Genomic DNA, 25510 nt, shown 5'->3' with positions numbered 1-25510 from the left:
ATAATGATATAAAGACTCTATCTATTTGATACCTTAGCCTTCGAATTCTATTAAAATGTTTATTAATAGTAGAGGTATAACAAGAAAGGAGACCTAATGGGAACTGCGTTATTAGTATTAGATGTCCAAAAAGATTTCACTGATAAAAATGCTAGATTGCCAGTAGCGAAAAAACATGTCAATACAATGCTTACGAGTATAAATCAATTAATCGAAATAGCTTCTACAAAAAACATGCATATTCTATACATCGGAAATGAATTTGAAAAAAATCAATACATATCAAACTGGTTTCGCAACAATGCTGCATTAAAGGGAAGTGAAGGTGCAAAGCTAAATGAACAGCTAAAAGTTGTTAATAATCATTATTTCTCCAAAAAAAAAGGAAATGCATTTAGCAATCGATATTTACTTCAATACATCGAAAATCATCATATAAAAAATATTTACGTTGTAGGATTATTTGCAGAAGGCTGTGTATTAGAGACTGTAAAGCAAGCTCTCCAAAAAAAGTATAATGTTACACTAATTGAAGACGCAATTGCAGGGGCTAACGACAGAAAAAAGAGTCTAGCGATAAGAAAGATGGAGAAAATTGGAGCAACGATAATTGATTCATCATTATTTTAAAAATAAATTTTATAAAAAAGCGAAAATATAACTACAGTATAATGTCATCACTTGTATAATCCCCATTCATATTATCTAAAACATATAACGAGGTGAAATATGAAAAAAACAATCGTTTTCTTACTAGTAGGCGTACTCCTCCTAACTATAGGGGTATATGTTTCTACTTTCTCATCAACTCTGTGGATCGTAATCGGAACCGTACTTGCAATCAGCGGCGGATTTATTACAGGTAGTTGCGCATACTTTATGCCAAAGCCTGACAAAAAGTAACTGTTCAAGTTATTCAAATCGTAAATGAAGAACACTTCAATTTTATTCAAATGTTCTCCATTACGCTGTACCATTAAAAATAGGCATCTACATTCCCCCCACAACACGTCCTGAAAATATACTTATACTCAAAATAACTCAATTAATTCAATTCCATATCTAACTAAAAATGGTATAATATACACCATCCAATTGGAAGGAGGCGTTGTTAAATGAATATAACGATGATACTAAATGGGGTTATATTTCATTAACAGGGAAAACGTATCACTGCCCCCTATAAACTACGTGATCCCAATCAATGGAGGATCAAATGATGAAAGAAGTAGCTAAACAGGATATTGTTACGATTACAATTGACGATGTGACATTTCAATTACAAGAGCCCCACAACTTATCTTGGTTAAATCAGTTAGGCAAAGTATTTTGCGTTTTTGATGAACAGGATTCAGGGAATATTAGTTTCGGAATAGAAAGAAAAAACAAAAAATTCTTCGTGAAATACGCGGGAGCAAAACCGAAAGAATTTACAGGTAACCCTAATGATGCAGTTGCTCGTTTAAAAACAGCAATTCCCATATATCAAACTCTACAGCACCCACATCTTATACAATTGCTAGATTATTTCAATACTGAAAACGGCGGTTTTGCGGCTGTATTTGAGTGGTTCGAAGGCGAATGTCTACATCCACACTGGAAATTTGCAGGAGATGTGAAATATAAACACCCAAAATCACCATATTATCGATTTCGGAATCTTGACATCACCAAACGGTTACAGACACTCGAAAACATATATGCATTTCATACATATGTTGAAGCTAAAGGCTTTGTTGCCGTGGATTTTTACGATGGAAGCATTTTATACGATTTTATCAATAATCAAACAAAAATATGTGATATCGATTTTTATCGTACGGCACCGTCAATAAACGACGTCGGTGACCAATTTTGGGGTTCTGATAGATTCAAGTCTCCAGAAGAATATACAAAAGGAAGTCCAATCGATTCAGTAACAAATGTATATACAATGGGTGCCATCGCATTTAACCTTTTAGGAGGCGAAACTGACTACACATTTTCGAAGTGGGAAACAACTAAATCGTTATATGATGTTGCATTAAAAGCTGTAGAAAAAAATAGACATAATCGATACTCCACCGTCCAACAATTTTATGAAGCGTGGAATAACGCTTTGTCTTAACGATAATAGGGTGATACTTCAGCAAGAGTATTCACCCTATTATCGTTAGAAATATAAATAAAGGAGAGTCGTCAATGCTCAAAACTTCTTTAAAAAATCGTTTACTTGAAATGGAACATGCATACGTCCGTTTGTTTTCTGACACATTCGAAGATGACATTGCAATAAAATATATAGATTCTTCACTTCCTAACATGTATACTCATAATTTCACATTCTATAAAGCTAATAAAGGACTATACGAACTCATTGTTAACGAAATCGAAAAAATCGAAACAAAACATAACGGATTTTTCCGAGTAGAAACAACATATCAAGTTAGTAATGAACTTCTTGACCGTTTACCCATCAAACCACATGTATGTATATATGACATCATGTATATTAAAACGCAAAAATATCGTGAACTAAAAGGGAACAGGCGCTGTCACGTTGTAAAAGCGGATCATCAAAAAGTGTTAGAAGATGGAATCACTGTTGATATTGAAGCGAATCAAAAAGATATGGGATTAGAATTCGCCCGAAAAAGGATTAACAGGAAAGCCGATATTTATCAAAATGAAGCAAAGCCACTCCATCTCTATGTCTGTTACGATGAAGGAGTACCGATTGGCAATATCGAATATATGCAACTCAACGGTATCGTTAAATTAGAAGATTTCGATATTATTGAGCAATATCAACGTAAAGGCTATGGAACAGCAGTGTTAAAACATCTAGTCGAAACCGCATACAACAATGGTATCGACATCGCCTACCTCATAACAAACAGTGCAGATACAGCAAAGGAAATGTATAAAAAAAATCAGTTCACAAAAATAGGAGAAAAGACAGAGCTACTATTTTTTCTTAATAACAACGATTAGATATAGGGGAAAACTACTATGGAAATAACAATTAAAGAACTAAATAAACATGAGATTACTAGAATAAAAGAGATTGACCGCTCCGAAGAAATAGGGTACAAATACGTGCACAATGATGGAGAACTAGAGAAGGTAGAATTAAATGTCCATGCACCAAGATGGACACCAGAAATAATCCAAGAAAACATCAACATGTTAACACCAATATTAGATAATGAAGGCCATTTTTTAGGAGCTTTTCATCAGGAAAAATTAGTCGGTGTAGCTGTTTTAGGCGGCGAATTTATTGGCGATAACCAAGATGAACTGCAAATGGCCTTCTTATACACAAGCAACGGATATAGAAGAAGTGGAATTGGGAAACAATTAATGGACAAAGTTTCACACCTAGCAAAGTCAAAGGGAGCAAAAAAATTATACATTTCTGCAGCCGAAACAGAATCAGCGGTGAGCTTTTACTTACACTATGGTTGTAAACTAGCACCTAAAGTAAATTCAGAACTATACGCATTAAACCCTGAAGATATTCATTTTATAAAGGAATTGTAGTCCAACATAGCTACATATTTTAGGGGGAAGTTAAAGATTTTGTCGAATAATCTCAAATGATAAAAGGAATTTGATAATAGAACAGGTGGGAATAATGTGGTTTTAAAAAGACTGTTCGGGATACTTAGTAAACAAGATAACGAAATCGGGAAAATCACTAAGGAAACAGGCTTTGATGTAGAAGTAATTAACATAGTAAAAGAAGTAGCACTTCATAAGCAACTCCAAACTTACATCTTGGACCACAACGATCAACAGACAGTTGGGCTCTTTTTCTTAACATACAAAGAGGATGCAGAGTATGAAGTGTTGGGACTTCAGTCTGAGCTGGAACATCTTGGCTATTTATCTTATATGTCTGATAGTGAAAACGATGATAATAGAAAAATTAATATTTTAAAAGGAACCGATCAATTTGAAATTTTGAAATTATTACAAACTAATGGGGATAACCATGATATAAGTAATTCAGATGTAATTGCAAGGCTAAAGCAATGGCATAATCACTATCCTTTCTCCATCATTTGAGCTGGTTTTGATTGGGTTGAAGCGAAATTCACCGAGATGCCTTCGAGAGAAGAATTCACAACATTAGCACACGAAATGTATGATTTTTGTCCGGATATCGTCGACCAAGGTACTGGCAGTATTGAGAACCTAATTGAAGAATTAATTGAAACTGAAAATCTATTCCTATGGTGGGATTAACTTTCCTTTATAGAGCAGTGATTTATATTTGTAAATGTAGTTTTCTTAAACAAAGTATTTATTTGTCGGTACTGGTTCATTAATCAAAAATACTAATCTTTAATAAAGTGTATGTTTATAATCTCATTTGATTTTTGGTAAGTAAAAAGTATGATACTAACGATAGCGCAAATTTAGTGTGTAATTGGAGGTTGTGTTAGATGAAACTTTTAAATGGGGTAACAGGCTTCTATAAAGCTAATCAACCTCCAAACGTAGACAAAAAACAATTCAAGAGACTATGCTTTAATTTTGTTTCTCAAAACGGTGGAAAAGTAATAGATTTTTATAAATCCCAACTCACAGCTAATTTTTATTGTGCTCAAGTTGAGGTCTTATGTACTCAGTTATATATATTATTGAATAAACATTATCCTTATCTTACTTTTGCATCATCAGTAGAATATGGTGATATAAGATTCATTGACAATGTTATTCTTACTAAAGAATTTGCACCTTTTTATAAAGTAATATCCGCAGGTGAACTAAACATGCCTATTCATCAAAATATGTTACATGGAACAGCTCTTAACGATGCCGAATTGGAACAAATTGCATACTGGAAACCTAAAACGATAGGTGAAATCATCTTCAATTATTGGGATTAAGCTATAAGAACTTAAGAGTAAATTAGTAAATATTCTATTTAAAATACTAATAAATATTACATAGTCTAATAGATAGTAATGACTATAAAGAATAATACGGGGTGGGGACACGTGGAAATATATCAAGCAACTTTAAAAGACCTAGATGAAATAGCTAATCTATTTAATTCATATCGAATATTTTATCAACAACATTCCGATTTAGAAGGTGCTAAAGCATTCCTTAAAGATAGAATTGAAAACAAGCAGTCAATCATTTTTGTCGCAAAAGACAATGACATATACCTTGGGTTTACACAGCTCTATCCGACATTTTCATCTGTCTCAATGAAACGTGCGTGGATATTAAACGACTTATATGTTGAGAAAACCGCTAGAAAACAAGGTATCGGAGAATTACTCCTTCAAAAAGCTAAACAATACGCAAATGAAACAAATGCTAAAAGCTTAAGCCTCTGCACAGCACATGATAATAAAACTGCCCAGCGCTTATATGAAAAGAATGGCTACATAAGAGATGAACAATATTACCATTATAATCTAAGGATAAATAATTAAAAGGCAATTTTCGCTTTGAAAATGGGGAGAGAATTCAATAAGAAAACGTAACTCTGAATCTCTTTCCTCATTTCGGATACATATGTATACCTATTTAGGTGAAAAAAGCATTACAGCGTTCTATCAACTATCTACTTCCTTGGCCAACGTCCTTTATGTTTAGTTAATATCAACGCACCATATCGAAATAGAGGGGATTTATATATGAGTAGCAGCTATTGCTTCAGGGAATCAGAAGAAAATACGATAATCAATCGTTTTGGTCAGCAGTTCTACAATAAAGTTTGTAACAATATCAACCACTTTCGTAATCAGTGGTCATTACACTCTCTCAAACTAATTCAATCATTTTCCGCCAACCTTGTTTTTACTTGTTACTCAGAACGTTTTGGAGATGCTGTCTTAAAAATTGGTTCTAGCCCAGATATTACGAAGGAGTATTTTACACTTAAACACTATCAAGATAATAACTTCTGTCAAATCTTTGCAGAAGACCTTAATCAAGGCGCCATTCTTGAACAATGGGTAAAACCTGGTACACCATTGCGTGCTGAACAGAACTTAACTAACAGATTATCCGTTTTTAGTAATCTTTATAAGTGTCTACATAAACCTCATAGTAATAAAGCAATATTTCCGACATATACACAATGGGTGACACGAATAACAGACTATATAGCTAGTCGAGACGATTGTAGGGTATTATCAGTTTATATGAATAAAGCACAAGAAATTTGTTTTTCGATCACTAACTTCTATTCACAGGAAGCAATGCTTCACGGAGATCTTCATCACGATAACATTTTACTCGGTAATAATGGTCAATACGTAATTATTGATCCAAAAGGTGTAGTAGGTGATCCGATTTTTGATATTCCGAGGTTTATTTTAAATGAATTCGGTGACGAGAAAGATGTAAAAGCCTATCAAAAAATATCCAACATTATTAACACGTTTGAAAAAAACTTAAAAATCTCAAAAGAAACTTTAAGACAATGCTTATATATCGAGACAGTAATGGCAGCTTGTTGGGATGTTGAATCGGGCAAAAATGTTGTGAATGTAATGGGAAATGTAGAATTTGCAAAGGCAATACTTGAAGGGGTATGACCTAAGTTGAACATAGCTGTCAACCTTTGAAGAAATCAGTGCTCTGGAGGAAATATGAAGCGGTGGCTAATCAGTATAAGCTGTTTGTTCATTTTAATAATAGGATTTTCTTTATTCATTAGTAAGGCTTATTACCCTACATTACCTGTCAAATCGATAAGCAAAAGATCAGCATTAGCAACTATCAATGATTCAACAGAAAGTATAGTGAAACTAACTGAAGAAAATGGTTATGAATGGTTTATGACAAGAAAGGAAAAAGGACAAGGTTACAAAAATTTGAAAATGTTGATGAATGAAAATGGATGGGTGTTTCAAGGTCAAGAGGGAAGTGGCTATTTTTTCAAAAAAGGAGAACAGTAAATTATTGCTTCGACAGAAATGTGGACGTCAAAATATGTCATCATTCAATTACCAAGTGAATGGAATGAGTAGAAATTGACTGTCATAGAAGGGGTATGAAAGAAAAGACCATCACTTGCAAAATGATGGTCTCTAACTTTATGAAGTAGCTGATTTAGCTTTTTATCATTCTTTCGATATTTATCTTATAAAACTAATTGCTTACCCGTAGTATCTAGTTCTCCGCTTATAACTTACTCAACACAATAATTATCAGTGCATTGTATGTTTTACATAAGCGTTTATTCCATTGTTAAATTCCGCTTTAAATTCATATAAACAATTAGCTCTTCGTCAACTTGCTTATACTCGTCAGTACCAGATTTCAATAAGCTGATTTTCCCTAACAGCTCAGCTATTTTTGTTTCAATGAGTGTAATTTCTTCTTTAGTTTGATTCGCTACCTCATTGTTATTGAACTCCCGTCGTTCTTCATATTCCCGTAAACCCATATCAATTTGATTTATTTTGTTATTATCAATCATTAGTAACTTTGTGCATAGCTTCTCAATCAAATAGCGATCATGGGATACAATAAGTAAAGTTCCAGTATAATGACAAAGTGTTCGCTCGAGCTCTTCTCGGCTCGGTAAATCGAGGTGGTTTGTCGGTTCGTCTAAAATTAATACATCGTATTCCTTAAGAATCATGCCAATTAGTTTAATACGAGTCCGTTCACCAAGGCTTAACTGTGTCATTTGCTTATCAAGAATGTCTCTCTCAAAGCCCATATTAGCAATCATCGTTCTTGCCAATGTCTCTTGCTGACGGTTTTCGAGCATTAAATATTGCAAAGGAGTTTGCTCATTTGCAAGGTCATTAACATCTTGAGATAGATAAGCAATTTTTATGGAATCACTAACCCAAAGAGAGCCTTTCGTTAATGCTTCTTTTTCTAGTAACACGTTTAAAAAGGTTGTTTTCCCTGATCCGTTTGCTCCAAGTAATCCAACTCTCTCGCCATATTTAATAAAAAAATTACTATCTTGAAACAGTACTCTGTTGCCAAACTGCTTTTTTATGTCCTTCGCTTCAAGAATCCTTTTACCACGCTTATGCGCACTTTCAAATTGAAACGAAACAGGCTTTTCTTCCTTTGGCTTTTTCATATCACGCTCTGCTAATTCAAGATTTAAACGTTTAATCTTCGACTTAATTTGGTTATCTTTCTTCTTAGCCTTCTTCCGTTCAAATTCACGTAAACCTAATTGCCGATTTTCAGCGCTTGAACCACCTTTACCAGCCTCACGATGTGCCTTAGCCGACCAATTTTTCAATGTCGTAATTTGATTCTCAATCATTTCAACTTTGCGCTTTTGTTTTTCATATTCCCATTTTTGGTGTTCTAATATTCTTTGTTTTTCGTCATGATAGAAACTGTAATTTCCATCGAAAACGTTAAGTTGACCAGCCTCAAGTTCAAAAATTTTTGTTGCGGTTTGGTCTAAAAAATAGCGATCATGTGAAATGATAATCGCAGCACCACCAAATTCATTAACTTCCTCAACAAGCCAATTGACTCCTTGCATATCTAAATGGTTTGTCGGTTCATCTAATATTAACACCTCAGGTGATTCAGACCATATTTTCGCAAGAGACATTTTGAGCTTTTCTCCACCACTTAAGACAGTCTGCTTTTCGATGGTAAAAATCTCCTTTTGTAAACCTAGTTTTTTGCTCGATTCTAGTAGCTTCTCTTCAAAGTGTATATTTTCATATTCAACATACAGCATATTATCTGTTGATTGAGGTAGATACCCGATCTTTACATCAGGTGGCCACATCGTCACAGAGCCATTATCTGGTTCTTTAAGGTTCAACAAAATGTTAATAAGTGTCGTTTTTCCGGCACCATTTAAGCCAACGAGACCAATTTTTTCACCATGTCGAATGTCGAAGCTTACGTCCTTTAGAATATCGCGTTCACGATAGCTTTTTCGAATATCCTTAACTTGTATAACAGTTTTCATACTAACACCTCTTCTAGTAATGGGAGAGGCCATAAACAGAAAAACCTCTCCAGAATCCTGGAGAGGAGAGTTTTATCCAAATTCAAATAAAATGCAGACGTTATTTGCTACGTTCAAATACAATCACGAAAGAAGTAAAGTAAACGAGTAGCGTAATCGGCACTTAATGAAAGGTAATTTGGACAGACTAATCCCATTCTCCAGGTTCTCATTTTTCGATTCATATGAGTGATACCCTTTCAAATAAGATTAATTCCACATGTACCTAGCACCGTACCTTTCCTAAAATAACTTACATTTTCAGTATATTTTTCCAATTGTAAATTGTCAAAGGATTTTTTTAAATGATGCAAATGTTAAAAGGGGAATCTTTGCATTACATCTGCGAAGTGAATTCATTTATTTACGTACAGTATAAATACCATAAACTAGAAAATACTAACAGTAATTGGAGGGAACAACATGGATGAAAACCAAGTAAAATTACTTGAGGAACTTCGAAAAGGGGAAATAGCCCAAACAGATAGATGGTTACAATATTGGCAAGATTATTCACACGTTGGTACATGGCAATTTTGGGTGGTTCTTACAATGCTTTTGCTGCCACTTATCATTTTGATCCTATTTATAGATAGAAATAAAATATTTCAATTAGGCTTCTTCGGATACAGTGTCCATTTATCAATGGCTGTTCTGGATTCGATAGGAGTATTAAAAGGAACATGGATGTACCCTTATAAAATTTACCCGGTACTTCCATCTAATATTTCCCTTGATTCTTCCTTAGTTCCTGTCTCGTTTATACTTGTATACCAGTACACCATTAATAAAGGGAAAAATTATTATCTATGGGCACTACTACTTTGTTTAGCCTTTTCTTTCTTTCTTAAACCACTATTATTAGGCTTTGGACTATTTCGTTTTGGTGGTAATGAAAACTTTCTCATCCTTCTTGGTGGATATGCTGTAATTGCTCTATATTCGAAATGGATAACAGATATTTTTCTATATTTACTTAAAACAAAAAAATGGAGTTTATATCATAAGTAACAAGCGCGTTAATCCACAAAGGGTTAGCGTTTTTTAAATTTTATTTTTGATTTGAGAAGAAAAAGAAGTTTATTAAATTTATTTATGATGGAGGGTGTATATAGTTTGATAACCTAACAATGTTATTAAAGTATCTTTAGCTAAAAAAATTACGAAAGACATTGAAACTATTCAGAAGGTAAGGATGATAATGTATAAGATTTGCAACGAAAAGAACTTGAGTGGTAACAAAAATAGTTGAATGAAATAAGTAATGATTTTCACCGGTGTTTTATCGGTCTTTTATTATTTCTGTTAAATATCAATGCAACATATTTGATACATGATGACTGTTAATCAAATATTAATACTTCTCCTTTCATACCAGCATACAAAAAGGGGATAACTAACTAGGCAATAGGTAATTAATAAATTGAGGTGATGAACGAATGGAGCCGTACGTAGAGGTCAGGAATGTCTCGAAAATATTTGGTAAATCTCCAAAAGCTGCCATTGATTTATTAAAACAAGGTAAATCAAAAAAGGAAATATTGAAAGAGACAGGACTTACAGTTGGCGTTAATAATGTCAGTTTTAAAATTTACCCCAGTGAAATTTTCGTGATTATGGGTCTATCAGGTAGCGGTAAGTCAACGTTAATACGAATGTTCAACAGATTAATCGACCCTACTATTGGAGAAATCCTCATTAAAAACGAAGATATTGTAAAAATGAATCCAGCAAGATTACGGGAAACACGACAAAAACGAATTAGTATGGTGTTTCAAAATTTTGCTTTATTCCCACATAAAACGATTTTAGAAAACGCAGAATTCGGTCTTGAAATTAAGAAAGTTGCTGCAGAGGAACGTCGTGAAAAAGCGCTGCAAGCGTTAGAAGCTGTTGGACTCAAAGGATATGAACATCAATACCCATCACAACTGAGCGGTGGTATGCAGCAAAGGGTTGGACTTGCTAGAGCTCTTGCAAGTGATACGGATATTATTTTAATGGATGAAGCCTTCAGCGCATTGGACCCATTAATTCGCAAAGACATGCAAGATGAACTAATTGGTATCCAAGAACAATACAAAAAGACAATTATTTTTATTACCCATGACCTAGATGAAGCACTGCGCATTGGAGATCGCATTGCCCTCATGAAAGATGGCAGTGTCATTCAATTAGGTACACCAGAAGAGATTATGATTAATCCTGCTAATGAATTTGTTGAGAAGTTTGTAGAGGATGTCGACTTATCGAAAGTCATCACCGCCTCACATGTCATGAAACGCGGTGAAAAGATCAGCATCGACCGAGGACCGAGGGTTGCCTTGGAAATTATGCGTAATCAAGGCTATTCTAGCATCTTTATTGTTGACCGTAAAAATACATTATTAGGAGCACTTACAGCTGAACAAGCACGTGAAGCAATCAATCAAAATAAACCAATAGCTGAAGCGATGACAACAAATATCCCAACGGTCTCAGAGGATACATTACTCACAGACCTGATGGAAGAAATTTCTACGTCAAGTCTGCCAATATCTGTTGTAGACGAAAATAAGCGATTCAAAGGAATCGTCATACGTGGAGCTGTCATTGCTGCATTATCTGGGAATAAAGATTCTTTGAATGATTTGGAGAGTGAGGAATGACATGGATATTCCAAAAATACCATTAGGGGAATGGGTTGATTCGTTTGTTGCCTGGTTAACGATAGCCTGGGCTGGACTATTTACATTAATCACGAATATCATCGATGGCCTATTAGATTTAATCGTGAATGTATTAAGTGTAGGTCCTCCTATCGTCCTAATTATTCTTTTGACTCTTTTAATCATCTATACAAGCAGATGGCCATTAGGCATATTTACACTAATTAGCTTACTATTAATCGACAATCTCGGTTATTGGGACTCAAGTATACAAACAATTGCTATCGTTTTATTGTCAGGTTTGCTCACAGTTATTATTGGTATTCCACTCGGAATTTGGTGTGCCCAACGAAAAACTGTCCAAAGTATCCTAACACCTGTTTTAGACTTTATGCAAACAATGCCTGCCTTTGTCTATTTAATTCCTGCGATATTATTTTTTGGAATAGGCGTAGTCCCTGGAATTATTGCATCTTTTATCTTTGCAATAGCACCGACAATTAGGATGACAAATCTTGGTATCCAAAAAGTACCGAAAGATTTAATCGAAGCAGCAAATGCGTTCGGTTCAACAACAAGTCAAAAACTGTTCAAAGTCCAATTACCTTTAGCAACGCCGACAATAATGGCAGGTGTCAACCAAAGTATTATGCTCGCTTTATCAATGGTCGTAACAGCATCATTGGTAGGGGCACCTGGTCTAGGGGCAGACGTTTATCGCGCGGTTAGCCAAATTGACGTAGGACAAGGCTTTGAAGCTGGATTATCAATCGTCATCATCGCGATTATCCTGGACCGTATCACACAAAACCTACGAAAACCGGCATATGCAAATAAACTTCAACCCAAAATCGCTTTCTCAATTTTAGCTTTACTAATAGTCGGCACTGCAATAGCAGTTTCACTTCCAAAAAACAATAATGCTCAGAATGAAAATATGAGTGAAATTGCAGCCGCAACAAATCATCGAATTATAGGCATTGAACCTGGAGCAGGTTTAATGGAGCTGACAAGTACCGCAATTGAAGAGTACGATTTAGATGATTGGACATTAGTAGAAGGATCGTCAGCAGCAATGGTAGCTGAACTTCAGAAAGCATATAACAATGAAGAACCAATTATTATTACAGGCTGGACACCACATTGGATGTTCTCATCCTTTGATTTAAAATATCTCGAAGACCCGAAAGGCTCCTTTGGTGGTGCTGAAGATATCCATACAGTCGTAAGAAAAGGACTCGAAAAGGATGTACCCGGTGCATATAAAATTCTTGATCAGTTTACATGGGAACCGAGTGATATGGAAGAAGTCATGGTCGATATCGCAAATGGTACAGACCCGACGGATGCAGCAGAAAACTGGGTAAACGCAAATGAAGTAAAAGTGGCAGAATGGACAAAAGGTGCACAGTCAGGAAATGGAGAACAAATAAAGCTTGTTTTCGTAGCTTGGGATTCTGAAATTGCCAGTACCTATGTAGTTGGTAAAGTTCTTCAAGAGCATGGCTATAACGTCACCCTAAGCCAAGTCGAAGTCGGTCCAATGTTTGCAGGTGTAGCCAACGGTAGTGCGGATGGCATGGTAGGAGCATGGTTACCAACAACACACCAAGAATACTACAATACGTATAAAAACGATTTCCAAGACCTTGGACGCAACCTCCACGGCACCAAAAACGGCCTCGTCGTCCCAAAATACGTCGAAATCAACTCAATCGAAGACTTACAATGAAGCAGAGGTGAAGCAGAGGGACGGTTCTTCCGCTTCCGAAGCACGGGGACGGTTCTCCTGCTTCAAAAAAGGAGAAAGATGCATTAGAGCTATCTATAAAAAGCTCTAACGCATCTTTCTTTTTGCAAACAATTAAAATATAACTTATCGATACAATTTATTATAACCAAAAGGAGGAACTACCTTGAATATTAGGTTCGCCGACGAATCTGACACGAAATCATTCACTCGATTAATGAATAAAGCATTCGAAGCATATAAACACGAAATACCACAATCAAGTGCCCTAGAATAGAAGAAACCGTACATTCAATCGCTTCATGAACCTTCACCCTCAGTCATATCCTCAAAACTTCTTATGACTTGCATAATTATTTCTCTGTTTTCCTGAAAATAGTCAGAGTCAACTTCACCATGAATGGTATATTGGACCGAATTCATACCTAAATAAACCATCTCAAACGTTACAATTCCACTTACATCTTCCTCATAATAATAAGCTGTCTCGCCATTATATAATGTTATCAGTGTGTAAGCTTGTAAATCAGGCGTGTATACAGAGGCTGGGTCATAGTTTGATGCGTACACGAAGATATGGTTACCATCAGCTTCATATAAAGGCATCCCATCGCCATTTCCAGATTCAACACCATTTGGCCATGTAGGCGGGTAGGCGAGCCTATAATTAAATCTTTCATTTTCATAAACATTAAAATGTTTAGGCCTCACTACTTTCGATTGTTTCCTCTTTTCAGTAGCCCGCTCGTGAACATCCATCGATTGAAGTTTGCGATATTCTAATAAAACAGGATGTGATTCGTTCAAATTTCTAATAATCCTCATCCCGTCATCAATTTCCGCATATCCTGAATGAACTTGGTCAATATCAAAATTTTCCGTTCCATATATAATAGATGCTGCTCCATTCGAAAAGAGCTGAAACGCCCTTTTTGTCTCGGCATACAGATCATGCATCTCTGATGGTGCTTCTAGTAGAAGTCCATGTTGTGCAAAGCTCTCCTTATCATGTGCCATTTGCAAGGCTTGGGTTAGCTTTTGCTCTTCCGATTTGTCACCAGCAAACGCCAAATCAAATCCAACATTTTTTGCACCTATAATCGTGATCAGCTCATCCCTTGCTTGTAAATATTCATACCCGTCATTTCCAAATGCAGTAATCATTGCAGCATGAATCTGCATCTGTGCGTTTTCCTTTTCTATTTTTTTCTCTTGCTGTTCAGCCTTTTTCCGTTCTTGCTTATCCATTTCATTTTGAGATTTTCCTCCACACCCAGTTATGATGAGCATTACTAATAAGAAACAAAAAAGTATTCTATTTCTCATGATCTACTCCTTATCCAATAAAATCGTTTCTTTATATCGTTACCGAGGCGACCATTTTTATTAGAGATAGGGGGTACGATATTCAAAATTCATTAATGAGTCAATGTAAGACAACAATATAATAAAAAAGCAATATAATATTAGCGTTCTTCTCGAACATAACAATAAAACTAATCTTTAGTGTGATTTTGTTAAATTCATTTAGCAAAAGGAAAAACCCCATCAATCAAATGGAGTTTTAAAATAAAATAAATGTTATTTTAACCGAACAGTCTTTGTATTAGAAATTTGATTGTAGTTTGCAACAGAAGTCGTAGCTGAAAATTTATAAGAACCTTTCGTAGTACGTTTATTCGTTACGAGCTTATAAGAAACTTCACCTTTTTTATTTGTTTTTAATGTGACAACTTTCGCCTTACCTTTTGGTGGTTTAACCGTTAATTTCACGGTTCCGTTTGCTATTGGCTTCCTCGATATCTTATCCAATGCCTTTAATTTCACCCATATAGTGCTACCTACATGATAAGTAGAACGAGTACTTGACAGCGTTGAGATAAGGTTTTTCTTAACAATCGGTTTTTTAACAACCTTGTTAGGTACAGCTTTGACAGGTAGTTTAACTGGTTGCTTAGCAGGTGTTGGCACAGGCTGCTTTTTAACTTGATTAACAACAGAAGCTGGAATTTGTTCTTTTACAATCTCTTTAGGAAGTGAAGGGGCCTGTTCTTGTATAAATACAGGTGCTTGAACTACCCCATACCCATAAAATGAATCTTTACCAGTAGTGCCTATATCAAGTGCTGTTTCGGCTAATTTCGCTCTCAATTGAATATGTGAAAGGGTAGGGTACATTTGTTTAAATAAAGCTAACGTACCTGCTACATATGGTGTAGCCATTGAAGTACCACTCATTTTCATGTATTGATTATTTAAATATGTGCTCAGAACATTTACTCCAGGCGCAGAAATTTCTACTGTATTACCTGTAGCAGAAAAACTGCCACGTTGATTAGTTGAATCAATTGCAGCTACTGCAATCGTTGATGGATAACGAGCAGGGAAGCCAACTGAATCTAGAGTACCCTTTTCATCTCCATTATTACCTGCAGCAGCAACAACTAACATTCCACTGTTATAAGCCTTATCGACAATTTGTCGTAAAGCAAGAGAATCACTGCTTGTCCCGAGACTTAAATTGACAATGTCCATCTTGTTAGAAATTGCCCAATCAATACCTTTAATAATATCAGATAAGTAACCAGAACCGTTTTTGTCTAATACCTTGACGGCAAACACGTCTGCGTCAGGAGCAGAACCTACAATACCAATTTCATTATTTTCTGCACCGATAATTCCTGCAACATGTGTACCATGACCATTGTCATCATGATATGAAGTAGTATAGGAAGTAAACGATATCCCCCCCAGCAATTTTTAAGTCGTGATGCGGAGATATCCCTGAATCAATTACAGCTATTTTTATACCTTGCCCTGTATAATTGGAATTCCAAGATTGTTTAGCGTTTACGGTTTGAATTCCCCAATCTTCTGTCTGACCATTTATATGAACGCGTTGATCTACTTCAACTGTAACTATATCTTTATTTTTTTCAAGTAGTGGAATCGCTGCCTCAGGTACTTCACCGGACACAATCGGGATATTATGATACGCTTCTTCAATTTCTCCATTTAATCTCTCAACTGTCTTCTCATTTACGTCATCTTTAAAAACGATGATTACATTTTCCATAGGTGTGTCAGCATATACGGTTGGATTAATTAATGAAAGTAATCAAATCGATACCCAAAATACGATGAACACCGTTACGTCAGCTACGTCTGAAGTAAATGAAGGATTAGTTGTTGTGCAAGATGCGGGGGAAATCTTTAACAGTATTGATGGCTCAATCACAGAAGTTGTAACCCAAATTGATGAAGTCGCAAACCTTGTAAATACATTAGTATCTGGCATGAGCCAAGTAACGAACGCAATTGGCGGTGTCAAACATATTGCCGAGGAAACATCAGCAAATTCTCAATCAATCTCAGCAGCAACTGAGGAACAATTAGCATCTATGCAAGAAATTGCCTCATCAGCACAAATCTTAGCTAAAAATGCAGAATCGCTTCAACAAATTATTCAAAACTTTAGAGTTCAATAACTTCTCCTTCCACTCCAAAGTAGCTCATAGTGAAAGCCTAAGAATGTACAAAATTAACATTTTTGGGCTTTTCATGGTATTAATCGTCAGAAAATCACGATAGATACGAGTTTCATAAAGTAAGACCGTTAAAACTCCTCATAAACAGAAGGGTCTTGATTATTTATTCTTCCATTAGGCTTCGATAAGTCAGAAATCAAGCCAATCTCATCATCAGTTAATGAAAAATCAAAGATCGAGATATTTTCAAGTTGTCTCTTAGGAGAAGCTGATTTTGGAATCGAAATTGCTCCTAATTGATAATGCCAACGTAAAATCACCTGCGATGCAGTTTTATGATAGTTACTAGCAATCTCCTTAATAACGTTGTTTTCAAGCACATCATTTGCTCGAGCTAATGGACTCCACGACTGTATTTGTACATTTTGGTTAGCATGCCAATCCCTTTGGTCAGCTTGATTGAAAAAAGGATGTAGTTCGATCTGATTAATGCTAGGTTTCACACCAGTTTCTTTTATTAGGCGCTCTATATGCTCCGGTAAGAAATTACAAACACCGATAGACCGGATAAGCCCCTTCTTTTGAGCATCAATTAGTGCTTGCCAAGCCTCAACATATTTGTCTTGCTTTGGATTAGGCCAATGTATTAAATATAAATCATAATAATCAAGATTAGCACGATATAACGATTCTTCAATCGTCGTAACAGCTTGGTTGTACGCTTGATAACGTCCTGGTAATTTTGATGTTATCCTTAATTCTTCTCTTGGAACAGAACTGCGTCGAACCGCTTCTCCAACTGTACCTTCATTTTCGTAATTATAAGCTGAATCTAAAAGACGATATCCTACACGGTCAACAGCATGTTCGATCGACTCTACACCTTGATTTCCTTTTAAAGCATATGTACCCAAACCAATCACAGGCAACGTAACACCATCATTAAGCGTCATTTCTGGAATCGATGTACTCAAAATGAAATCTCCTTTCATCCACCTTAGATTATCACTACACTCTTAACTTTACATGATATGTAACGGATCATCTACTCATAAACGATATAATGCTATAAATGTAATACAACTACTTATTAATGAATACTTGATGGAAATAAGTACTTTCTAACAACCGACAAGTATTGAAGAAAAAAAGTTAACAATCAGTAAATTTTTCGTAATCTTCAGTTGACAGGTAGGAATAATATGGATTATAATCGCATTAATCTAATATATAGCAAAAAGTCGATCGGACTACCGAAGGCATAACTCCTGTAATAACAAGAGTTATGCCTTTTTTATTACCTTTTAAATCTGAGGAGGTGGTTGCCTATAAAACGATAGTAAATGAAATAAAAAAATATATATGTAGCTGACTAGAAAACTAGAGGCACTCAATCTAGATGGAATAATAAAACCATAGAGTTAGAGCGCCTTTTTGTTTACCGTTTTTTACTAAAGAGTTATAGGTTAATATTTCATTCATTTAATGAGGGCGCAATTTTGCTCGTAATGAAAATTTATAAATGAAATAAAACAAGTGAGGTGCAGATTACATGTCAAAAGTGGTAATTATTACAGGTGAGCCAAATGAAACATCTCGATTATATGGAATCTTGAACTTTGTAAGAAAGGTGCTTCAAGAAAATGATATTCCATTTAAAACGATATCAGTTCATACTTTGCCAGCAGAGGAATTTATCAGAGCAAAATTTGATAGTGTTCAGATTATTCAAGCAAATAAACTTGTGGAGGCATCTTCAGGAGTCATTGTATTGACCCCTGTTTATAAAGCAGCCTACTCTGGGATATTAAAAACATTTCTTGATTTATTACCACAGAAAAGTCTGAAAGAGAAAGTCGTCCTACCTTTAGTAATAGGAGGGTCAATTGGCCATTTACTAGCAATTGAATATGCCCTTAATCCCGTTTTATCAGCAATAGGTGCAACTCAATTTGTTAATGGTGTTTATACAGTTGATAAGCAAATAGTTCGTTTAGAGCAACATCAGTTTACTATACATGAAGAAGCGCAGCAAAGGTTAAATGAAGCACTTAACAGTTTTATGAATCAATTAAAGTAACTATATTATTTAACTATTTCTTAAAATCTAGGTCGAACAATTTTTATTAATGCAGAGAAGAGGTGAGAAAGTGACAAAGTTGCGCAAAGCCGTTAACCAAAAAAAAGAAAAACTCATCCACCAATTGTTATCTTTAGGCATTTACAAGAAGGAAGACAATCATCTATATGAATTACCTTTATCAGAAATAGAACTCGAATATCACAAACAATACAAAAGTCAAAGCGTTAACAAACAGAATCAGCAATATTGATTGTAAATAAGGAGAATCATGGTAAATCAAATCGCAATTGCTTCTAGTAAACGTAAAATAAATAAACTATCTCTCAACAGGAAAAGAGGAAGTAGTAAGCAAGCTACTTTTTTGAAAGGATTCTATCTACCTTTCTTCATTCTTATTATATGGGAATTATCAGGTGTTTTTGGACTTATATCAGAAACATTGCTTCCAAGGCCAAGTATTATCTCTACTACATTTCTAGATTTGGTGACAACTGGTGAATTACTAGGACACTTTCAAATCAGCTTATTAAGAGTAATTGGTGGATTTTTACTAGGTGGAACGCTAGGGCTTCTCGCAGGGTTGGCTGTCGGCTTTAATAAAAATTTTGAACATACAGTTGATCCGACCTTACAAATGCTACGAACAATTCCAACACTTGCCGTTATCCCATTATTTATCTTGTGGTTTGGTTTTGGTGAGGTATCAAAAATATTATTGATAGCAAAAGGAGCATTTTTCCCACTATATGTGAACACATTTCTCGGAATTAGAGGTGTCGATTCAAAGCTATTTGCTGTATCGAAAGTATTAGAGTTTAATAGATGGAAGCAAATTACGTTATTAATTCTACCTGCAGCGTTACCAAATATTCTTTTAGGATTGAGATTATCACTCGGGGTTTCGTGGTTAGCATTAGTTGCTGCTGAGTTAATGGGCTCTAGTCAGGGTATTGGTTATCTGATTATGGATGCAAGACAATTTTCACAAACATCTATTGTGTTCGTAGGGATTATCATTTTTGCAGTGTTTGGTAAGCTTTCAGATTCATTTGTGCGAATTTTTGAAAGAAGGTTATTAAAATGGCAAGACAACTTCCAAGGTTAATGTAATAACAACGGTATTTTATGCTTTAAAACCAAGTAAACAGATAGAAATTATCAAATAGAAATAAGGGAGCGAAGAAGTGTGAGGAAGTTAAAAACGTTATTGTTGGTTGTATTCCTGTTATCTGTAAATGTTCTATCAGGATGCACAGATTCGACTGCATCCTTGTCTCAAAATAAGAAAAAAGAAGAAATTATAATCAATATCGGGGTACAAGGAAAAATAGGAATATTGCCTTATGCTAGGGAAAATAAAATTTTTGAGGAAGCTTTTGAAAAAGTTGGGGTAAAAGTAACGTGGAATGAATTTGCAAGTGGACCTCCACATTTTGAAGCTTTAGCATCAGAACGGATTGATTTTGGGGCAGTCGGAGGGACACCTGTTATTGCCGGACAGTCAGGAGATGTGGATTTTAAAGCCATTGCTGTTACAAGTGATGGTAAGAAAGGCAACACAATTATTGTTCCTAAAGGTAGCTCAATCGATAATTTAAAAGACTTAAAAGGTAAGAAAATCGGAGTCGCAAAAGGTAGTAGTGCATACAACTTTCTGTATATGGCAATTGCTAAAGCTAATCTGACAGATAAAGAAATTGAAATCATTCAGCTTCAACCAGACGAGGCTAGGCCAGCTTTAGATAATGGTTCCATTGATGCCTGGTCAATATGGGAGCCTTATGCAACAACAGCAGTCTATCAGACAGGTGCAAAAGTATTGGTTACCGGTGAGGATTTAAATATTAATGCACCAAGCTTCCTTATCGCAAGAACAAGGTTTACAGAAGAGCACTCAGATTTAACCATCCTTTTTCTAAAAACCTATGAAGAAGTCAGACAGCATTTTTCAAAAAACATTGATGAAATTTCAAAAGAATTAGCTGAATCCCAAAAACTAGATGTTGAGATTATCCAAAACGTACTCACAAATTCAGAGTATATTCTATCACCGACTACTGATGAATTTGCTAAAGCACATCAAGAACAAGCAGACTTTTTATACTCCGTTGGCGGCATCGATAATAAGCTAGAAACATCTAAAGTTATCGAAAATAAATACGTAGAACAGGCTCTTGATCAAATTGCAGAGAAATAAATACAACTAATAACATTATTTCTATTAATAATGAATCGTCAGTTACGTATATGTCACAACACATAACATCACCCTTTTATCAGTTATAAAAGGGTTTTTACTTTGCTTGTTGCACAATCTTCACAAATTCTAGTTCCTGAACTCGCGTCAATTTATTTAAAACTACCAAACTATTCCTTTCTAACTTTTAATAAGTTATCATGTTAATGGCAGAGTTCAGGGGGGGATTTGGTTTAATGTCAGAGGAACATCACAAACACGACAATAATTTCAAGCAATTATTTAAGTTTTCAGTAAAAGATTTTATGAAGCTCTTCTACAATAAATTATATCTAAACCTGGATAAAAATGAGAAATGGTTAGCATTAAGTGAAGATGTCACCTCACCTTATCGACACCACTATCAGCACTTGCTTTCACATCCTGATGGGAAGAAATATTTAGACAGAGCCTTCCTCGTTCGGATGGATAACCTAGACAAAAATGAAATCATCCTTCATTTTGAATATCAATCAACTAACGATAATATGGATGAAAGGGTTAGGGACTATCACAACTTACTTACGCATACATTTAATAAAATTCCGATTATTTCTATTTTAATTGGCTTTAGAGGTTTCAAGCATACAACAACGGAGAAGTTTGCTTATGATTTTAGTAAGTACGGAATGAAGTCACATAAATCCTTTGATTATGATTTAATTAATTTAAATGACGAAAAATGGGTATGGAATGCCCCACTATTTTATAACAAGAAGAACCCGAACCCCGTCGCTATTGCATTTTGGGGATTAATGTCAGATAATAGAGTTATCAAAAAAGATGGTGTGAAGATGATGTTGGAAGGGCATAAGTTATTAGCCAATCTTCACTCTAAGGTAGACTATCCCGAACAGTTATCTCAACCTTACAAGTTCCTATTTGACTACATCTATCATGAAATGAGCTCTAAACAAAAGAATCAGTTTGAAGATGGACTAGAGGAATTAAAGAAAAGTGATGAGGGGGAAAGAGTCGTGGAATTAATAAAAGTTGCCCAAAGAGGTCTGCACTACAAATCAGAAACTGATTTAATCGTTGAAGATTTAATCTTTGCAGCACTTGACACAAACAACGTTACAGGGAAAGAAAAAATTATCGAAGAGTTAAATCACACTTATGATAGCAGCATCATTTCACGTTCATGGGAACTAATCAGCAAAGACACTACTGGGAAATCATTAAAGAAATATTTGGGTATAGAAGAGAGTAAGGTTATTTAATCTAGCTCTCTTTTTTATTAGCCCAATTTTCAAGATAATTTATGGCCACATCGAAACCTTCTATTAAATCCTGTTTCTGCTTATTAAGCTGAGAAATTAAATCTGTAATATCCTTTTGATACCCATGTGATTCAATACGTTTAAATTCATGTATAAGCAAATTTAGTTGTTGGTAAATATCCATACTATGAACGTTCAGCTTCCTCTTAATATCACGTATATGTCGAAACTCATAATCGGTTTGCTTCTCAAATACTTTTTTCAATACTCTTCTGACATCCTCATCAGACGTACAACTTTTTAATTCAAGCATATATTCATCTGTTAAAGGTGCATTTTGTTGAAACGGTATCGCATAGATGTAGGATAAGAGTATATTGGTTTCAGTAGAAAGTTTCAATTTCTTGTTTAAATATTCATATATAAATCGTTTCCGTTCTTCAAACGTATCCCTAATTGGTTCCATTGCTACAACCCCTCCTACAAATTCCTTTATTTATCTATAACCACAATATATGATTTTTAACCTTTTATTAGTATTCGAAAACATGTAAATTTATTAATGCATTATTAGTGAGTTTAATAATAGAAGATTTTAAGAAGGGATATTTCAGACTATATAAAATTATTTCTTATTTTGGTAGTCTTAAAACGAACCATTCAGAACTCTATTAATTCTAATATTTTGGAATAATTAATGAGGTGAAACTATGCAAAAGCAACTCTCACTACCAAAACAACTAGAAAAATACAAAAGCATTATCGAAAAAACAATCGTACCATATATCCACATAGATGGAGAACGAAAACAAACTGGAATCTATCAAAGCAAATTCGGCGGCAACCCATACTTCCCTAAAAATATGGAATACCCTGTAGACTATAGTGGCAAACCTATGAAACTATTAGCACAAATCAATTTTGCCGAGGTTCCACATCTAGAACCATTCCCAGAGAAGGGGATTCTTCAATTCTTTATTGCTGCCTATGATGATTTAATGGGGTTAGACTTTGACCGCAAAGTAGATGGGGATACATATCAAGTTATCTACCACGAGGACATTCTTGAGGAAGGTATTCTGATAAAGGAATTCCCTAAAATCGATGAAGAGCATAAAGATTTTTGTTTCCCATTCACATCAGAAGTAGGTCTTGAATTCTCTATCGAATATGAAGCACTAGGCATGTCAGACTTTCGTGCTGAGGAGCAATTAGCAGAAATAAACTTTGATGAAGTGATTGATGAGGAGGAGGGAACAGAGCTATGGGATATCTTTGCCGAGGAAGTCTCAAATGATGGTCATAAAATTGGTGGTTACGGCTTCTTTACACAAACAGACCCACGCGAATACGGAAGCGGAGACTACAACATTCTTCTCCTCCAAATCGACACAGACAACTCAAACGACATCATGTGGGGCGATTCTGGCGTAGGTAACTTCTTCATCCGCGAGCAAGACTTAAAAAACCTAGACTTCTCAAAAGTACTTTACAATTGGGATTGCTATTGAAGCAGAGGGACGGTTCTCCTGCTTCCTTTTTTTGAAAAGGAAGCGGAGGAACCGTCCCTCTGCTTCCTATCGTAGTCGAAAAGACGCCTATGTGTTTTGTGAATTTTTCTGTAAACAAAGTTCTTTTTACTCGAGGTGCAGAATATTCATGGTTAACAACTTGGAACATTCTAGCCACTTAGTTTAGCAGATAATTTAAGTTTAAGTATTTGTAAGCGCTTTAAATATCTGCTACTAAATATAATACAAAGGAGTGATGAATCGAAAGATTGTATTTAACTAAAACCAATCATTAAAAAGGGTGGTGCAAACGTGAAGAAAAGGCTCTTTTCTCTATCGATGGTTATTGGTTTAGTAGTGTCATTGATACTATCTGGTTGTTCAAATTCCGCCTCCGAAGATAAGAAGGAATTAACGATTTGGACATTTACAGATGAAGCGAAATATGCCGTTGAAAAATTTCAAGAACGGAATCCTGATGTTGATGTCAATTTACTGTTTATTAATAATGATAACTATGTGCAAAAGCTTATTTCTGTTTTACAGGTTGAGAAAAATGTACCAGATGTGTTTTTTGTAGAAAATGCCTATTGGCCACAAATCAAACAAATTCCTAGACTCGAAAATTTATCACAAGAGCCATACAATGCTGAGGAAATACTGGATAAGCAATTCCCATACATTCAAGATATTGAAAGGGATGAAGAAGGGGTTGTTCGCGGCTTAGGGTACCAAGGTACACCAGGTGGCTTCTTTTATCGTCGCGATTTAACGAAGCAATACTTAGGTACAGATGACCCCAAAGAAGTAAGTGAACTTATTTCTAGCTGGGATAAAGTAATGGAGATTGGTAAAAAGGTTTATAAGGAGAGTAATGGTGAAGTTCATGCCTTATCAAGCTGGGCTGACATCAATATAGTCGAAAGCTCGAATATTAAAGAACCATGGGTTGTTGACGGAAAACTTGTGATCGATGAGGTTAGGATTAATCAGCTCGATATCGTAAGGGAAGCACGTGATAACAATGTTGAAGCAAAGTATGAAGTATGGGGACCTGCATGGACAGCATCGATGCAAAAGGGTTCCGTCATGTTTTACGCTGAGCCAACCTGGGGGCTCCCTTACATTTTCGAAAAAAATGCTCCTGAAACCACAGGACTATGGGGCTTAGCACATGGACCAAAGTCATTTAGCAGTGGTGGAACATATCTAGCAATGTACAACAATAGTAAAAATAAAGACCTTGCATGGGAATTTATGAAGTTTTATACAACGGATGAAGAATTTCTTACCGAATTAGCAACTAGTCAACAATATTTCTTGAGTAATAAAGAAATAGATGAACAGCTAGCACCAAATCTAACGTCAGATTTTCTAGGGGGACAAAAATATTTTGAGTTCTTCGTAGAAGCAGGGGAACAAGTACCGTCAGCACCACAGTCAAAATATGACAATGACATCAATAAGTTATGGGATGAAAAGGTGAACGACTTTTTAAATGGCCGCTTAAAAACAAAGGAATCTATGCTGAACACATTTAAGACTGAAGTGGGCCAGAATTTCCCGGAAATTGACGTGAAGTAAACGAAACCACCGCTGCAGTATTTTATGGAAA

Annotated in this window: 27 protein-coding genes and 1 pseudogene; 22 read left to right on the top strand and 6 right to left on the bottom strand. The window is 35.3% G+C overall.

Features of this window, described 5'->3' with window-relative positions:
* The first annotated feature begins 96 nt into the window (after positions 1-96).
* The 11 genes and pseudogenes from J2S19_RS06495 to J2S19_RS06450 all read left to right on the top strand — a co-directional run bounded on the left by J2S19_RS06495 (position 97) and on the right by J2S19_RS06450 (position 6908).
* On the top strand, positions 97-630 hold the full coding sequence (locus tag J2S19_RS06495; protein ID WP_307338974.1) for a cysteine hydrolase family protein: 534 nt from the start codon (positions 97-99) through the stop codon (positions 628-630).
* Positions 631-729: 99 nt separating this feature from the next.
* On the top strand, positions 730-903 hold the full coding sequence (locus tag J2S19_RS06490) for a hypothetical protein (RefSeq protein ID WP_307338972.1): 174 nt from the start codon (positions 730-732) through the stop codon (positions 901-903).
* 316 nt (positions 904-1219) lie between these two features.
* Complete coding sequence (locus tag J2S19_RS06485; RefSeq protein ID WP_307339158.1) at positions 1220-2107, top strand: protein kinase domain-containing protein; 888 nt, start codon at positions 1220-1222, stop codon at positions 2105-2107.
* Between the two features lie 74 nt (positions 2108-2181).
* Positions 2182-2973, top strand: coding sequence for a GNAT family N-acetyltransferase (locus tag J2S19_RS06480; protein WP_307338970.1), 792 nt, complete (start codon positions 2182-2184; stop codon positions 2971-2973).
* A gap of 18 nt (positions 2974-2991) precedes the next feature.
* Complete coding sequence (locus J2S19_RS06475; protein WP_307338967.1) at positions 2992-3522, top strand: GNAT family N-acetyltransferase; 531 nt, start codon at positions 2992-2994, stop codon at positions 3520-3522.
* Between the two features lie 96 nt (positions 3523-3618).
* Positions 3619-4050, top strand: a complete 432-nt coding sequence (locus tag J2S19_RS23685) for a hypothetical protein (RefSeq protein ID WP_370875076.1) — start codon at positions 3619-3621, stop codon at positions 4048-4050.
* 15 nt (positions 4051-4065) lie between these two features.
* Positions 4066-4230, top strand: a pseudogene (locus J2S19_RS23680) (DUF4253 domain-containing protein); the annotation flags it as partial.
* 200 nt (positions 4231-4430) lie between these two features.
* The gene (locus tag J2S19_RS06465) at positions 4431-4877 is read left to right on the top strand and encodes a hypothetical protein (RefSeq protein WP_307338964.1); all 447 of its coding nucleotides are present in this window, start codon (positions 4431-4433) and stop codon (positions 4875-4877) included.
* A gap of 111 nt (positions 4878-4988) precedes the next feature.
* Positions 4989-5435, top strand: coding sequence for a GNAT family N-acetyltransferase (locus J2S19_RS06460; RefSeq protein WP_307338962.1), 447 nt, complete (start codon positions 4989-4991; stop codon positions 5433-5435).
* 204 nt (positions 5436-5639) lie between these two features.
* Positions 5640-6545 carry an aminoglycoside phosphotransferase family protein gene (locus tag J2S19_RS06455; RefSeq protein WP_307338957.1) on the top strand — a complete coding sequence of 302 codons (906 nt, stop codon included), beginning with the start codon at positions 5640-5642 and terminating at the stop codon, positions 6543-6545.
* Between the two features lie 54 nt (positions 6546-6599).
* Positions 6600-6908: a hypothetical protein gene (locus J2S19_RS06450; protein WP_307338954.1), complete on the top strand. Its 309-nt coding sequence runs from the start codon at positions 6600-6602 to the stop codon at positions 6906-6908.
* 281 nt (positions 6909-7189) lie between these two features.
* On the opposite strand, the gene abc-f is transcribed toward J2S19_RS06450, so the two are convergent.
* Positions 7190-8917 (bottom strand): ribosomal protection-like ABC-F family protein, encoded by a 1728-nt coding sequence (gene abc-f, locus J2S19_RS06445; RefSeq protein WP_307338951.1) that lies wholly within the window; start codon positions 8915-8917, stop codon positions 7190-7192.
* Between the two features lie 462 nt (positions 8918-9379).
* On the opposite strand from abc-f, the gene J2S19_RS06440 reads away from it, so the two are divergent.
* The 3 genes from J2S19_RS06440 to J2S19_RS06430 all read left to right on the top strand — a co-directional run bounded on the left by J2S19_RS06440 (position 9380) and on the right by J2S19_RS06430 (position 13336).
* Positions 9380-9967, top strand: coding sequence for a CBO0543 family protein (locus J2S19_RS06440; RefSeq protein ID WP_307338949.1), 588 nt, complete (start codon positions 9380-9382; stop codon positions 9965-9967).
* A gap of 428 nt (positions 9968-10395) precedes the next feature.
* Complete coding sequence (locus J2S19_RS06435; protein WP_307338945.1) at positions 10396-11604, top strand: quaternary amine ABC transporter ATP-binding protein; 1209 nt, start codon at positions 10396-10398, stop codon at positions 11602-11604.
* Between the two features lies 1 nt (position 11605).
* Complete coding sequence (locus J2S19_RS06430; RefSeq protein ID WP_307338942.1) at positions 11606-13336, top strand: glycine betaine ABC transporter substrate-binding protein; 1731 nt, start codon at positions 11606-11608, stop codon at positions 13334-13336.
* Between the two features lie 318 nt (positions 13337-13654).
* Here J2S19_RS06430 and J2S19_RS06425 read toward each other — a convergent pair whose 3' ends face one another.
* From J2S19_RS06425 to J2S19_RS06415, 3 genes are all read right to left on the bottom strand, one after another.
* Positions 13655-14680 (bottom strand): hypothetical protein, encoded by a 1026-nt coding sequence (locus J2S19_RS06425; protein WP_307338939.1) that lies wholly within the window; start codon positions 14678-14680, stop codon positions 13655-13657.
* Positions 14681-14935: 255 nt separating this feature from the next.
* A complete protein-coding gene (locus J2S19_RS06420) occupies positions 14936-16111 on the bottom strand; it encodes a S8 family peptidase (RefSeq protein ID WP_307338936.1) in 1176 nt (391 codons plus the stop codon).
* Entirely contained in the window at positions 16065-16430 is a 366-nt protein-coding gene (locus J2S19_RS06415; protein WP_307338934.1) for a hypothetical protein, read from the bottom strand. Before J2S19_RS06415 ends, J2S19_RS06420 begins: the two co-directional genes overlap by 47 nt.
* 4 nt (positions 16431-16434) lie before the next feature.
* Between J2S19_RS06415 and J2S19_RS06410 the strand changes: the two genes are divergently transcribed.
* Entirely contained in the window at positions 16435-16842 is a 408-nt protein-coding gene (locus J2S19_RS06410) for a methyl-accepting chemotaxis protein (RefSeq protein ID WP_307338931.1), read from the top strand.
* 128 nt (positions 16843-16970) lie between these two features.
* On the opposite strand, the gene J2S19_RS06405 is transcribed toward J2S19_RS06410, so the two are convergent.
* Entirely contained in the window at positions 16971-17816 is an 846-nt protein-coding gene (locus J2S19_RS06405; RefSeq protein ID WP_307338928.1) for an aldo/keto reductase, read from the bottom strand.
* A gap of 578 nt (positions 17817-18394) precedes the next feature.
* Here J2S19_RS06405 and ssuE point away from each other — a divergent pair.
* The 5 genes from ssuE to J2S19_RS06380 all read left to right on the top strand — a co-directional run bounded on the left by ssuE (position 18395) and on the right by J2S19_RS06380 (position 22384).
* Complete coding sequence (ssuE, locus tag J2S19_RS06400; protein WP_307338926.1) at positions 18395-18922, top strand: NADPH-dependent FMN reductase; 528 nt, start codon at positions 18395-18397, stop codon at positions 18920-18922.
* Positions 18923-18992: 70 nt separating this feature from the next.
* On the top strand, positions 18993-19175 hold the full coding sequence (locus J2S19_RS06395) for a Fur-regulated basic protein FbpA (protein WP_307338923.1): 183 nt from the start codon (positions 18993-18995) through the stop codon (positions 19173-19175).
* 18 nt (positions 19176-19193) lie between these two features.
* Complete coding sequence (locus J2S19_RS06390; RefSeq protein ID WP_307338921.1) at positions 19194-20030, top strand: ABC transporter permease; 837 nt, start codon at positions 19194-19196, stop codon at positions 20028-20030.
* Between the two features lie 81 nt (positions 20031-20111).
* The gene (locus J2S19_RS06385) at positions 20112-21122 is read left to right on the top strand and encodes an aliphatic sulfonate ABC transporter substrate-binding protein (RefSeq protein ID WP_307338918.1); all 1011 of its coding nucleotides are present in this window, start codon (positions 20112-20114) and stop codon (positions 21120-21122) included.
* A gap of 236 nt (positions 21123-21358) precedes the next feature.
* Positions 21359-22384 carry an RpnC/YadD family protein gene (locus tag J2S19_RS06380; protein WP_307338915.1) on the top strand — a complete coding sequence of 342 codons (1026 nt, stop codon included), beginning with the start codon at positions 21359-21361 and terminating at the stop codon, positions 22382-22384.
* A gap of 1 nt (position 22385) precedes the next feature.
* Here J2S19_RS06380 and J2S19_RS06375 read toward each other — a convergent pair whose 3' ends face one another.
* A complete protein-coding gene (locus J2S19_RS06375) occupies positions 22386-22850 on the bottom strand; it encodes a hypothetical protein (RefSeq protein ID WP_307338912.1) in 465 nt (154 codons plus the stop codon).
* A gap of 244 nt (positions 22851-23094) precedes the next feature.
* Between J2S19_RS06375 and J2S19_RS06370 the strand changes: the two genes are divergently transcribed.
* Both J2S19_RS06370 and J2S19_RS06365 read left to right on the top strand, forming a co-directional pair.
* A complete protein-coding gene (locus J2S19_RS06370) occupies positions 23095-23895 on the top strand; it encodes a YwqG family protein (protein WP_307338910.1) in 801 nt (266 codons plus the stop codon).
* A gap of 312 nt (positions 23896-24207) precedes the next feature.
* The gene (locus J2S19_RS06365) at positions 24208-25479 is read left to right on the top strand and encodes an ABC transporter substrate-binding protein (protein WP_307338908.1); all 1272 of its coding nucleotides are present in this window, start codon (positions 24208-24210) and stop codon (positions 25477-25479) included.
* The last annotated feature ends 31 nt before the right edge of the window (positions 25480-25510 follow it).

The organism is Metabacillus malikii, assembly GCF_030813355.1.
In the GTDB taxonomy this organism is placed as follows: Bacteria; Bacillota; Bacilli; order Bacillales; family Bacillaceae; genus Metabacillus; species Metabacillus malikii.
This window is presented reverse-complemented; position numbering and strand designations above follow the sequence as displayed.

Bases quoted from the DNA above. Each gene is read 5' to 3' on its own strand.
- J2S19_RS06415 (WP_307338934.1), bottom strand. From the start codon at position 16,430: ATGGAAAATGTAATCATCGTTTTTAAAGATGACGTAAATGAGAAGACA.
- ssuE (WP_307338926.1), top strand. From the start codon at position 18,395: ATGTCAAAAGTGGTAATTATTACAGGTGAGCCAAATGAAACATCTCGA.
- J2S19_RS06475 (WP_307338967.1), top strand. From the start codon at position 2,992: ATGGAAATAACAATTAAAGAACTAAATAAACATGAGATTACTAGAATA.
- J2S19_RS06425 (WP_307338939.1), bottom strand. From the start codon at position 14,680: ATGAGAAATAGAATACTTTTTTGTTTCTTATTAGTAATGCTCATCATA.
- J2S19_RS06440 (WP_307338949.1), top strand. From the start codon at position 9,380: ATGGATGAAAACCAAGTAAAATTACTTGAGGAACTTCGAAAAGGGGAA.
- J2S19_RS06430 (WP_307338942.1), top strand. From the start codon at position 11,606: ATGGATATTCCAAAAATACCATTAGGGGAATGGGTTGATTCGTTTGTT.
- J2S19_RS06490 (WP_307338972.1), top strand. From the start codon at position 730: ATGAAAAAAACAATCGTTTTCTTACTAGTAGGCGTACTCCTCCTAACT.
- J2S19_RS06480 (WP_307338970.1), top strand. From the start codon at position 2,182: ATGCTCAAAACTTCTTTAAAAAATCGTTTACTTGAAATGGAACATGCA.
- J2S19_RS06485 (WP_307339158.1), top strand. From the start codon at position 1,220: ATGAAAGAAGTAGCTAAACAGGATATTGTTACGATTACAATTGACGAT.
- abc-f (WP_307338951.1), bottom strand. From the start codon at position 8,917: ATGAAAACTGTTATACAAGTTAAGGATATTCGAAAAAGCTATCGTGAA.
- J2S19_RS06495 (WP_307338974.1), top strand. From the start codon at position 97: ATGGGAACTGCGTTATTAGTATTAGATGTCCAAAAAGATTTCACTGAT.
- J2S19_RS06455 (WP_307338957.1), top strand. From the start codon at position 5,640: ATGAGTAGCAGCTATTGCTTCAGGGAATCAGAAGAAAATACGATAATC.
- J2S19_RS06375 (WP_307338912.1), bottom strand. From the start codon at position 22,850: ATGGAACCAATTAGGGATACGTTTGAAGAACGGAAACGATTTATATAT.
- J2S19_RS06390 (WP_307338921.1), top strand. From the start codon at position 19,194: ATGGTAAATCAAATCGCAATTGCTTCTAGTAAACGTAAAATAAATAAA.
- J2S19_RS06450 (WP_307338954.1), top strand. From the start codon at position 6,600: ATGAAGCGGTGGCTAATCAGTATAAGCTGTTTGTTCATTTTAATAATA.
- J2S19_RS06380 (WP_307338915.1), top strand. From the start codon at position 21,359: ATGTCAGAGGAACATCACAAACACGACAATAATTTCAAGCAATTATTT.
- J2S19_RS06370 (WP_307338910.1), top strand. From the start codon at position 23,095: ATGCAAAAGCAACTCTCACTACCAAAACAACTAGAAAAATACAAAAGC.
- J2S19_RS06435 (WP_307338945.1), top strand. From the start codon at position 10,396: ATGGAGCCGTACGTAGAGGTCAGGAATGTCTCGAAAATATTTGGTAAA.
- J2S19_RS06465 (WP_307338964.1), top strand. From the start codon at position 4,431: ATGAAACTTTTAAATGGGGTAACAGGCTTCTATAAAGCTAATCAACCT.